The organism is Collimonas sp., from assembly GCF_035566555.1.
GTDB lineage: Bacteria > Pseudomonadota > Gammaproteobacteria > Burkholderiales > Burkholderiaceae_D > Collimonas.
In genome coordinates, this window is sequence record NZ_DATMRB010000032.1 from 50,855 (window position 1) to 61,625 (window position 10,771).

Below are 10,771 nucleotides of genomic sequence, written 5' to 3' on the forward strand. Positions count from 1 at the left end.
GTGGCTTCAATTCCCGGCCAGGATACTCATGACCGCCATCCGCACCGCGATGCCGAATGTCACCTGCGGCAGGATCACCGCCTGCGCGCCGTCCGCCACCGCCGAGTCGATCTCGACGCCGCGGTTCATCGGCCCCGGGTGCATCACGATCGCATCCGGCTTGGCCAGCGCCAGCCGTTCCGGCGTCAGGCCGTAGCTCTTGAAGAATTCCTGTGCCGATGGCAGCAGCGCGCCGCTCATCCGTTCATTCTGCAAGCGCAGCATGATGATGACGTCGACGCCTTTCAAGCCTTCGTTCATGTCGGTGAATACGCGTACGCCCATTTGCTCCAGGCCGCTCGGCAGCAAGGTGCGCGGGCCGATGGCGCGCACTTCCGGCACGCCCAGCGTAGTCAGGCCGTGGATGTCGGAACGCGCCACCCGGCTGTGCAGGATGTCGCCGACGATTGCTACCGTCAGGTTGCTGAAATCCTTTTTGTAGTGGCGGATGGTGTACATGTCCAGCAAGCCCTGGGTCGGGTGGGCATGGCGGCCGTCGCCGGCATTCACCACGTGCACGTGATGCTGCCTGGTGTCGGTCAGGTGCTTGGCGATCAGGTAGGGCGCGCCGGATTGCGCATGGCGCACCACGAACATGTCGGCGTGCATGGCCGACAGGTTGTCGATGGTGTCCAGCAGCGATTCGCCCTTGCTGGCGCTGGAGGCGGATATGTTCAGGTTGATGACGTCGGCCGACAGGCGCTTGGAAGCAATCTCGAAGGTGGTGCGGGTACGGGTCGAATTTTCAAAAAACAGGTTGAACACGCTTTTGCCGCGCATCAGCGGCACCTTCTTGACATCGCGGTCGCTGACGCCGACGAAGGAAGAAGCCGTATCCAGGATGTGCGTGACAACGGATGTCGGCAAGCCCTCGATCGTCAACAGATGCTGCAGTTCGCCGTTTTTATTAAGTTGGGGATTAAGCATTGGTTTGAATGTCTAGAGTAAAACTGCCGTCGTCGGCGCGTTGAAGTTGCAGGGACTGGCCCGGTTGAAGCGTGGCCGCGGCAGCGACAAAATCGGCCGCCACCGGCAAGTCGCGTTCGCCGCGGTCGACCAGCGCCGCCAGCATGATCTTTGCCGGGCGGCCGTAATCGAACAGTTCATTGATGGCGGCGCGGGTGGTGCGGCCGGTGTACAGCACATCGTCCACCAGCAGGATGGTGGCGCCGTTGACGTCGAAGGGAATCTGGGTCGGCTTGATATCGGTGCGCAAGCCTTTTTCGGAAAAATCGTCGCGGTAGAAAGAAACGTCAATGAAGCCGAGCCGCTGCGCAGGATCCAGCTGCAGGGCTGCCACCAGGCGTTCGGCGATCCAGGCGCCGCCTGAGTAGATGCCGATGACGGCGACATTGTCTGTCTGCGCCAGCGCGCTTTTTACTTTTGCCTCAAGCGCCTGGTACAGCGCTTCGGCATCGAATTGGGGGGTGATAGTAGTCATTGCATCTTCATCGCAAAACCGAACAGTATCATTCGGATAAATCATCAAAATACTGCTGCAAGATAATCGCCGCTGCGCGGTCGTCGACCACCTCGCCGCGCTGCTGCTTGATCACCGCCGACGAGTAACGCTCGTCCACCAGCACCGTGGCGACCGCATAGCGGCCGTGCAGCTGATTGGCGAAGCGCTGGCAGCGCACGCTCATTTCATGCTCGGCGCCATCCGGATGCAGCGGCAAGCCGACCACGCACAGCACCGGCTGCCATTCCTTGATCAGCAGCGCAATTTCGGCAAACTTGCCGTCATTGGTGGCGGCGCTGATAACCTGCAAAGGTTGCGCCTGCTTCAGCAAGGTATTGCCGACCGCCACGCCGATACGCTTCAGGCCAAAATCGAAAGCCAGCACGGTTCCGCTCAAACCGCTCAAACCGCTCATGCCAGGCTCCTGCGCACAGCGCCGTTCAAGTCATGCACGGCCGGATTCCGCGGTCAGCATATAGGGCGAAATGCCAAGCAGATTGACGGCAGCGGCAAACCGCTCGGCAATCGGCAAGTCGAAAATGATCGCCGGGTCGGCAGCCACCGTCAGCCAGCCGTTATGCACGATTTCGCTTTCCAGCTGGCCCGCGCTCCAGCCGGAACAACCGAGGCTGACCAGCAGGCGCTGCGGTCCGCTGCCTTGAGCGACTTCTTCCAGCACATCCTTGGAGGTAGTCATGGCGACCTGTTCCGTCACATTCAGCGTCGACGAATAGCTCTTGCCCGGCGTGTGCAGTACAAAGCCGCGCTCAACCTGGACCGGGCCGCCGAACATCACCGGCCGCTCGCCGATCGGATCGTCGAAACCCAGTTCCGGGCTGATTTCCAGCTTCAGGTCGATACGCTCGAAAAGCAGCTGCATGGTCATGTCGGTAGGTTTATTGATCACCACGCCGAGCGCGCCGTTGGCATTATGTTCACACAAATACACCACGGTGCCGCCAAAAACCGGGTCCAGCATGGAGGGCATTGCAATAAGGAAATGATTTGTCAGATTCAGGGAGGGAGAATCCGGGTCGCCCGACGCCTTCGCCGCGCTCTTGCGCGCGGGCGAATCGTCCGGGGTTGTATCTAGCTTGGCCATGGGCGGCATTTTAGCAGTTTTAAACCAGCGCAAGCCGCTTTGAATAGTGTGGCTTCTCGGGTAAAGTCGCTCGCAGACGGCCTCGGCATTACCTCGCAAGAATTTTTAAATGGACTGTCCCTATGCCCCAGCTTGAAAAATCCCTGGTCTGGTTTCGCCGCGACTTGCGCGTGTTCGACCACGCCGCCCTGCATCACGCCTTAAAAATCAGCAAGACTGTGTTTTGCGCGTTCGTCTTTGATACCGACATCCTGCGGCCTTTGCTGGATGCCGGCCTGACGGCTGATCGCCGCCTTGAATTCATTCGCGGCAGCATTGTCGAACTCGACCTGGAACTGCGCAAGCTGGGCGGCGGCCTGATCGTCCGTCACGGCCGCGCCGCCGATGTGATCCCGGCCTTGGCCAGCGAGTTGAGCATTAACGCCGTGTTCAGCAATCGCGATTACGAACCGCAGGCGAGGCAACGCGACGCCGCAGTCGCCGGCACCCTGGCCGCTGCCGGCTGCAGCTGGCAAAGTTTCAAAGATCAGGTGATTTTTGAGCAAGATGAAATACTTACCCTGGCAGGCCAGCCGTTTTCCGTATTCACGCCTTACAAGAACGCCTGGATGAAAAGACTGGCGGCGGCCGACGGGCCGTTCTTCTTGAAGCCGTACCCGATCGAACGGTACGCAACGCGGCTAGCCTCATCTTTGCCTGGAACGGGACAAACTCCCAGCCTGGCAGAACTCGGTTTTCGAGAAACCAATCTGGGCGCCTTGAAGATTACGCCGGGCATGTCAGGCGCCGCCAGTCTGCTGGAGGATTTCCTGCCACGCATCGGTCAATACGAAGACAGCCGCAACTTCCCCGCGATCAAGGGTCCTTCCTATCTGTCCGTCCACCTGCGTTTCGGCACCATATCGATCCGTACCCTGGCCCGCGCCGCCTATCAAGCCCTGCACCAGGGCGCCGACGCCAGCGGCGCTGCGGTATGGCTGTCGGAGCTGGTCTGGCGCGATTTCTATTTCATGATCCTGTATCACCACCCGCATGTCGCACAACGCGCTTTCAAGCCGGATTATGACGCGATCCATTGGGAAAGCGGCCCGCATGCAGAGTCACTGTTCCAGGCCTGGTGCGCCGGCCACACCGGCTATCCGCTGGTAGATGCGGCGATGCTGCAGCTTAATCAAAGCGGCTATATGCATAACCGTCTGCGCATGGTGGCTGCCTCTTTTTTGATCAAGGACCTGGGTGTCGACTGGCGCTGGGGCGAACGCTATTTTGCCGAACAGCTGAACGACTTCGATCTCGCCGCCAACAACGGCGGCTGGCAGTGGGCGGCCTCGTCCGGCTGCGATGCACAGCCTTATTTCCGCATCTTCAATCCGCTTACGCAATCCGAGAAATTCGATGCGGAGGGCAAATTCATTCGCCGCTACCTGCCCCAGCTTGCCGGTCTCGACAACAAGCATATCCATGCGCCATGGCTAGCGCCGGCAAAAGTTTTGCAGGATGCGGGTATCCGCCTGGGAGAAAATTATCCGCTGCCCTTGGTGCAGCACGATGAAGCGCGCAAACTGACCTTGCAGCGTTATGCGGTGGTGAAGAAAGCGATTGGGGAGTAAGAAGGAGTTGAACGAGCGGGCGGCAATACCTCTGCCGCCCGCTCGTTCAATTTTATTGCAGCGTATTTGCTTCTTTGTTGATGAACGACTTGATGCTGCGGATCAGTTCATCTTCCTGATACGGCTTGCCCAGATACTCGTTGACGCCCAGTTCCATCGCATAGCTACGATGCTTGGAGGCGGTACGCGAGGTGATCATGATGATCGGGATATGGCGCGTGCGTTCGTCGTTGCGGATATTGCGGCTCAAGTCGAAACCGTCCATGCGCGGCATTTCGATATCCACCAGCATGACGTCGGGGGTAATCGCTTGCAGCTGCTCCAGCGCGTCGACGCCGTCTTTCGCCAGCACAACCTGGTAGCCTTCGCGCGACAGCAGGCGCTGGGTAACCCGGCGCACGGTCAGGGAATCATCGACCACCATCACCACGCTCTGGCTGCGCAAACCCTGCACCGGCTGTGCCGCTGGCGGCAAGACGGCTTCCGGATTGACTGCCATTTCGGCCACCGCGCCCATCACATCGTGGGTCGCCAGATGCGACTGGCGCGGCGCCCGATGTTCGTGTGCGGAACGCTGCAGTTGCAGCTGCATCAAAGGCACCGGATTCAAGATCAGCACGATATCGCCGGAACCCAGCACCGTGGCGCCGGCAATCCCGATCATCCGCGACAATTGCGGACCGATATTCTTGACCACGACTTCTCGGTTACCGACGATTTCGTCGACATGCAAGGCTACGCGGTCATTGCCGCTGCGCAAAATGATGATCGGCGAATACTGCTGCGCCACCGGCACCATCTCGGCATCGCCGAGCAGGGTCGACAGATATTGCAGAGGCACCTTGTGTCCTTGCCACATCAGCATGCCATCGTTGTAGGCGGCGGCCAGCGCCTTCGCCTTCAACTGCTGCACTTGTTCCACCAGCGCCGACGGCACGGCATAAGTATTGCCGCCTGTGGTCAGCAACACTACCTGTGTCACTGCCAGAGTCAGCGGCAAGTGAATCGTGAAATGCGTGCCTTGGCCAGGATCGCTGGTGACCGCCACGCGGCCGCCCAGCGACGCTGCTTCCGAGCGCACCACGTCCATGCCGACGCCGCGTCCGGCCAGCTCGGTGACATCGGCGGCGGTAGAAAACCCCGGGCGGAAAATCAGATCGGTGGTTTCCAGGTCGGACAACTGCTGATCGCTTTCCAGCAAGCCGACCGTACGCGCCTTGTCGCGGATGCGCGGCAAGTTCAAGCCTTGGCCGTCGTCCGACAGCTGAATCAGGATTTCATTGCCGTCCTGGCGGATTTCAATCTTCAGTTCGCCGGTTTCACTCTTGCCCGCGGCGCGCCGCTCTTCCCGTGACTCAATCCCGTGCACGATAGCGTTACGCAGCAAATGCTCGAACGGAGCGATCATCTTTTCCAGCACGCTACGGTCGATTTCCACGTGACTACCGCGGATGTCGAGGTTGACGCGCTTGTCCAGTTCCTTGGCGACCTGGCGCGTCAGCCGGTACAGACGTTCGCCGATACTGGCAAACTGCACCATTCGCACATGCATCAGGTCCTGCTGCAGATCGCGCGTCAGCCGGCGTTGCGTCAGCAAGTCGACATTGGCGCCTTCGACCGTGCTGGTCAGGTTCTTTTGCAGCGAGGCGACGTCGTTGACGCTCTCCGCCATCATCCGCGTCAGTTCCTGCAGCCGGGTAAAACGGTCGAACTCGAGCGGGTCGAATTCGCGTTCGCCGGCCAGCGTCATGCGCGAACTGATTTGCGCCTCGGCCTGGATCTCGATTTCACGCAGCTGGCCGCGCAAGCGATCCACGTTTTCGGTCAGTTCCGACAAAGACAATTGCAAGGTGCCGATACCGGATTCAAGCCGCGAACGGGTGATCGATACTTCACCGGCCTGGTTCACCAGGCGGTCAAGGATATCCGCATTGACACGCACTTGCGACACCAGCCCTGTGTGGCTGGCAAGCACCGGCGCCGCGGTACGAACCACCGCGCCAGCCGCCAGCGAAGGCATCACGGTCGGCAGGTTGACCGGCGCATGCGCGTCAGTTGCGGCCTCGGCAGCAACCGGCGCAGCTGGTGCCACCGGCTTGGCGGCCTGCGGATTGCGCAGATTGTCAAACATCTGCACGCCGCAGTCATAGTGCGCCAGCAATTCGTCGACCGTGTGGCGCGACGAGCTGCCCGCTTGCAGAATCACCTCGATGTGGCTTTCCATCTCGTGCATGTGCTGGCCCAGCACCATCGCACCGGCCATGCGGGCGCTGCCCTTGATGGTGTGCAGATGGCGCAGGATCGCCTGCGGCACCGGATGGGCGCTGGTGGTTCCGACCGGGTTTTCCTGCCAGCTGCGCAAGGCGCTGCCGATCTGCGGCAGCATGTCGCTACCCTCTTCCAGGAACACCGGCAACAAATCTGGATCCAGCTCATCGCGCACCACCAGTGCAGGATCGATATCCTCGTCCTTGGGTGCCTCGAACAGATGCGGCGCTTCCGCCACGACGGCGGGCTGATGCGGTGCTACGGCGGCAAGCGTGAGCGGCTGCACGTGCAGCGCTTCGTTCCAGCTGTCAGCAGATTCGGCCACGGCGGCGATCGGGGCGACAGGTACATCAGCCAGCTGCGGCGCGATTTCTGCGGCGATCGATTCCAGCTCGACGGCAGGCGCAACGGCTTCTGGCGTCGCGACTTCCTCGCTGCTTTCCAGTTGCGGCAATTCGTCCACTTCATGCGCGCGCGACTCTTGCCGTTGCCACAGGCTGTCCAGGCTGCTTACCAGCGCCGGCTCGTAATACGGCATGTCGCCTTGGGTGAACTGCTGCAGCATCCACTTGGCGCGTTCAACGCTCAGCTGCAAGGTATCGTAGTCGGCGCCATGCAGGCTGCCCGGCTGCAGCGCCATGCGTTGCAAGGCCATTTCCAGCGCGTGCGCGACTTCCTGCAAGGGCTTGAAACCTACCGTGGCGGAACTGCCCGCCAGCGAATGGGCAGCATGTACCGACTGCGTCATCACTGGCCGTTCAGGTTCGTGGCGCCATTCGGCAAAATCGTGCGCCAGGTGACGCACCAGCTGGTCGGTCTCGGCCAGATAGATGTTGTACAGCGGCAGGCTGATGGTCAGGTCGCCGATCTGCTTGGTGCTGTCGTCGTGGCGGATTTCCTGCATGCCGGGGAAGGCGATGACTTCGGCGCTGACCGGCACCGCCGCCGGTGCGTGCGCCGGCGTTTCGATTACCGGCGCCAGCTCTTCTTCAAGGCTGGCTTCATGCTTTGTGCTGTCAGCGGAGACGACGGCGTCCGTATGTTCGGCGTGAGTGACGCCGAACAAGGCCAGGTCGTCGTCGCTCAGCTGGATTTCTTCGGCTTGCGCCGGCAATTCCGGCAGATCGCTGAGTTCCAGTGTGTCGCTTGCGGCATCTGCCTGCAACGTGGCGGGAACGGTGAAGATGCCGCCTTCACGTACCGTCTCGGCAATTTCAGCCAAGGCATGCGGCGTCCGTTCCGAGTTTCCGTACAGCTGGATTTCCTTGACCCAGCCGTCCAGTTCCGTCACGGCGTGATCGAGCAAAGCACTCAGGTCCGTGCTCACCGTACGCGATTCCGACAACCACAGATTCAATACCTGCTCGATGCTCCAGGCAGCTTCGCCGAAAGCATTCAGGCCGATCATGCGGCCGCTGCCTTTGAGCGTATGAAAGGCGCGACGCAATACCGTCAGCGGTTCCTGCTTATGCGGTGCGCCGTGCAATTGCAGAAGAGCTTGCCTGGCGTTAGTCAGGACCTCTTCTGCTTCGGACAAAAAAATCTCACGCAGTTCGGCGTCAGCCTCCTCGTCGGTCACCGCTGCCGGGGCTGTGTGCGGCGCCGCTTCCGCCGCATGCAGCGGCACGATGGCGGTCACGATTTCCGCCAGCGACTGCTGTAGGGATTGCTGTGATGCCGAAAAATCCGGATGATCGAGAATGTCGATGGCAGCCTGGGCGCGGTCGGTCGCCTCGGGGTTGTCACTCAAGGCGGCGTCAACCCGCATCTGCACCAGCGACTCTTTCAGCCTTTCCTGCAGTTCCGGATCGTGCGGCTGCGCCGTCAGCGACAAAGCCAGTTCGGCCGACTGCTGCTGATGCTGCAACAGCTCGTCTTCCACGGTGGCCAGTTCAGGCAATGTCGGCAGGCTATCGCCGCCTGTCGGCGCCACCACCGGATCAGGCTGCGGCGCAGCAACCAGCGTGCGCCGCTCCAGCAGATTGATGCGGAACACGCCGGCCTCTTCGTCGAAAGTGAAGTGGTTGTTTTGCGTATCCGACTGATGCTGCAGCGTTTCAATGAAAAAGCTCAGGGCGCCGATGTTTTGCGCGATCTGCTCGAATTCTTTCTGTTCCGGCGCTTCCGGCAACAGTTCGCCACCTTCGGCGGCGAAGCGTTTCAAGGTGTTGCGCGTATGCTCAACCACGCGAATGGCGTCGCTCTGGTCCTGGATCGCCAGCGCACCTTGGATCTGGTACAGCACTTGTTCGATCTGGGCCAGCACTTCGCGCCGCTCCGGCTCCTTGAAGAACTCGTCCAGCATTTTCTCGACCTGGCGCAAGCTCGACAGCATTTCCGAAGCCAGCATCTTGACGGTCTGGCGCTGTTGCGCTTCGCGATAGATGTCGTCGATCCATTGCGCCGGCTTGCCCAGGGTCTCGCCGGAGACCACGGCCAGCAGGCGCGCGGTCATGGCATCGGCACGCTCGGAGAAGTTCTGCGGCAGGCGGCTGATGTGATTCAGCGTATTTTCGATAAACAACAGGCTGGTAGCAATTTCCATACAGATCGCATCGCCAGGCCGCGAATGCGCAGCGTGACGGGCGATGCCATTCAGTTCGCGCAGCAGCTTGGACAAGGACGGCGCATTGAGCTGGCTGCCGGCTTCGCTGAGGCCATGCATTTCTTTTTCAAATGCGGCGGCAGGACCGGCGTCGCCGCTGGCCAGCCGGTCCCACATGTTTTTGGCTTGTCCCAGGCGTTCCTTGGCAGCGCCCAGTGCATCCAGGCTGATCTGGCCGTAGTGGCGAGTGCTGTAGTCAGTCGGCACCAGGCCGTTGAGACGATAGGCGGCGCGGATCTGGGTGGTCAGCTTGGACGCGTTTTCGATGCCGGCGATAAAGAACAGGGCATCGCGCAGCAGTCTTTCAGAAATACTGGAAGAACCCTGGCTCAAGCGGCGCAGTTGCAAGTTGATGCGGGCGAACAGCTGCTTGACATACAGTTCATTGGAGATCTGCGCGGTCGCCACTGCCTCCGAAAAGCCGTGCATGACCCACCAGAATGCGCGCGCCTGCTGGTTGCGCTGGGTCTGCTCGACTTCGCCGACCACTACCTGCATGACACCGGCGTTTTCCAGTTCGATGGCCTTGTCGGCGCTTTTCAGGAATGGCAGCAGCGCGCGCTCAAAACGCTTGCGCAGCGGCAGGTAAGCTTCGGCTTCAATCGCTACCGCATGTTCGGCGGCAGGGAAATGCGGGCGGATGGTCAGGTCGGGGAAAAACAGGTCGGCCGGATGGATTCTTTCAGCGCCGCGGATTTCCAGCAGCGCCTGGTAATAAGGAAACAGGCGCACCGGCTGATGGCTGCCGCCGGCCAGTACTTCGTCCAGGTACTCGATCAACGCCTGGTAGGCATTGCCTATGATCTGCACATGTTGCGCGGTCAGTTCGGCCTGGCCGGATTCGGCGCGCTCAAGCAGCTCTTCAACGGTTTCCGTGATGATGATGACGCCGTCGATGTCGACCATCTGCAAAGCGCCGTGCGCCTGGTGCAGATAAGTCTTGGCATGACGGATGGCGGTCGAATGATCGTCGCCGGCCTGTTGCTTGTCGTGAATTTGCGACAAGGCGTTGCCGGACTGGTTCAGCGCCTCGCGAATTTCGCTCATCACCCATGACAATGGTCCGGTATCAAGATGAGTCCGCGTAGAGTCAGCGGTACTGGAAAAATCGGTGGTCATGACTGCCTCATGGGTTCAGGGGGTGGTCAAACGGGTTGACCATGATGCATATCGGCCAAAACGTCACCCGCGATTGCGGCAGTAGCAGCGCAAACCCGGGCAAGCCTTGGCCGATACCGCGCTAGCCGGCCTGTCGTCAGGCCGGCTAGCGCGGGACTACACATTAATTGGTCACGCGGAAACGCGATACCGAACTCTTCAGATCTTCCGCCAGCTTCGACAGTTCGCGAATCGACAGCGCCGTCTGGCGTGTACCTTCCCGCGTCTTTTCCGTCACTGAAAGAATATTCTGAATGTTGGTAGCCACGCCGTTGGCAGAATTCGCCTGCTGCTCGGTCGTCGAGGAAATGCTTTGAATCAGTTCCGCCAGGCGGTTCGAAACGCGCCGGATGTCTGACAGCGCCGCACCGGCCGCATCTGACAGCTTGGCACCCTCGACCACCCCTTGCGTCGAGCGCTCCATCGCCACCACCGCATCGTGGGTGTCGGTCTGAATGGTACGCACCAGCGCACCAATCTGCTTGGTCGCTGCACCAGAACGTTCCGCCAGGCGCTGAACTTCTTCC

The 10,771-nt window shown here is 60.6% G+C and carries 7 protein-coding genes; 1 reads left to right on the plus strand and 6 read right to left on the minus strand.

From position 1 onward, the window contains the following. Nucleotides 1-6 precede the first annotated feature (6 nt). Genes VNZ65_RS04905 through VNZ65_RS04920 form a run of 4 tightly spaced genes read right to left on the minus strand, consistent with a single transcriptional unit; the run spans nucleotide 7 to nucleotide 2,612 of the window. A complete protein-coding gene (locus VNZ65_RS04905; protein WP_014004791.1) occupies nucleotides 7-966 on the minus strand; it encodes an aspartate carbamoyltransferase catalytic subunit in 960 nt (319 codons plus the stop codon). Continuing rightward, nucleotides 959-1,480, minus strand: a complete 522-nt coding sequence (pyrR, locus tag VNZ65_RS04910; RefSeq protein WP_325666649.1) for a bifunctional pyr operon transcriptional regulator/uracil phosphoribosyltransferase PyrR — start codon at nucleotides 1,478-1,480, stop codon at nucleotides 959-961. The genes VNZ65_RS04905 and pyrR overlap by 8 nt, the downstream gene beginning before the upstream one ends. Before the next feature lie 28 nt (nucleotides 1,481-1,508). Then, the gene (gene ruvX / locus VNZ65_RS04915) at nucleotides 1,509-1,916 is read right to left on the minus strand and encodes a Holliday junction resolvase RuvX (RefSeq protein WP_325666651.1); all 408 of its coding nucleotides are present in this window, start codon (nucleotides 1,914-1,916) and stop codon (nucleotides 1,509-1,511) included. A 30-nt stretch (nucleotides 1,917-1,946) separates the two neighbouring features. Beyond that, on the minus strand, nucleotides 1,947-2,612 hold the full coding sequence (locus VNZ65_RS04920) for a YqgE/AlgH family protein (RefSeq protein ID WP_062112126.1): 666 nt from the start codon (nucleotides 2,610-2,612) through the stop codon (nucleotides 1,947-1,949). 113 nt (nucleotides 2,613-2,725) lie between these two features. Between VNZ65_RS04920 and VNZ65_RS04925 the strand changes: the two genes are divergently transcribed. After that, a complete protein-coding gene (locus VNZ65_RS04925) occupies nucleotides 2,726-4,213 on the plus strand; it encodes a deoxyribodipyrimidine photo-lyase (RefSeq protein WP_325666654.1) in 1,488 nt (495 codons plus the stop codon). A gap of 52 nt (nucleotides 4,214-4,265) precedes the next feature. On the opposite strand, the gene VNZ65_RS04930 is transcribed toward VNZ65_RS04925, so the two are convergent. Beyond that, nucleotides 4,266-10,205: an Hpt domain-containing protein gene (locus tag VNZ65_RS04930; protein WP_325666656.1), complete on the minus strand. Its 5,940-nt coding sequence runs from the start codon at nucleotides 10,203-10,205 to the stop codon at nucleotides 4,266-4,268. Nucleotides 10,206-10,368: 163 nt separating this feature from the next. Then, nucleotides 10,369-10,771, minus strand: a 403-nt coding sequence (locus VNZ65_RS04935) for a methyl-accepting chemotaxis protein (protein ID WP_325666658.1), incomplete at its 5' end; no start/stop codon positions are given.

What these genes read in the sequence shown, in the direction of transcription:
- ruvX (WP_325666651.1), bottom strand. Translation starts at nt 1,916, where the DNA reads ATGAGCGGTTTGAGCGGTTTGAGCGGAACCGTGCTGGCTTTCGATTTT.
- VNZ65_RS04925 (WP_325666654.1), top strand. Translation starts at nt 2,726, where the DNA reads ATGCCCCAGCTTGAAAAATCCCTGGTCTGGTTTCGCCGCGACTTGCGC.
- pyrR (WP_325666649.1), bottom strand. Translation starts at nt 1,480, where the DNA reads ATGACTACTATCACCCCCCAATTCGATGCCGAAGCGCTGTACCAGGCG.
- VNZ65_RS04905 (WP_014004791.1), bottom strand. Translation starts at nt 966, where the DNA reads ATGCTTAATCCCCAACTTAATAAAAACGGCGAACTGCAGCATCTGTTG.
- VNZ65_RS04930 (WP_325666656.1), bottom strand. Translation starts at nt 10,205, where the DNA reads ATGACCACCGATTTTTCCAGTACCGCTGACTCTACGCGGACTCATCTT.
- VNZ65_RS04920 (WP_062112126.1), bottom strand. Translation starts at nt 2,612, where the DNA reads ATGCCGCCCATGGCCAAGCTAGATACAACCCCGGACGATTCGCCCGCG.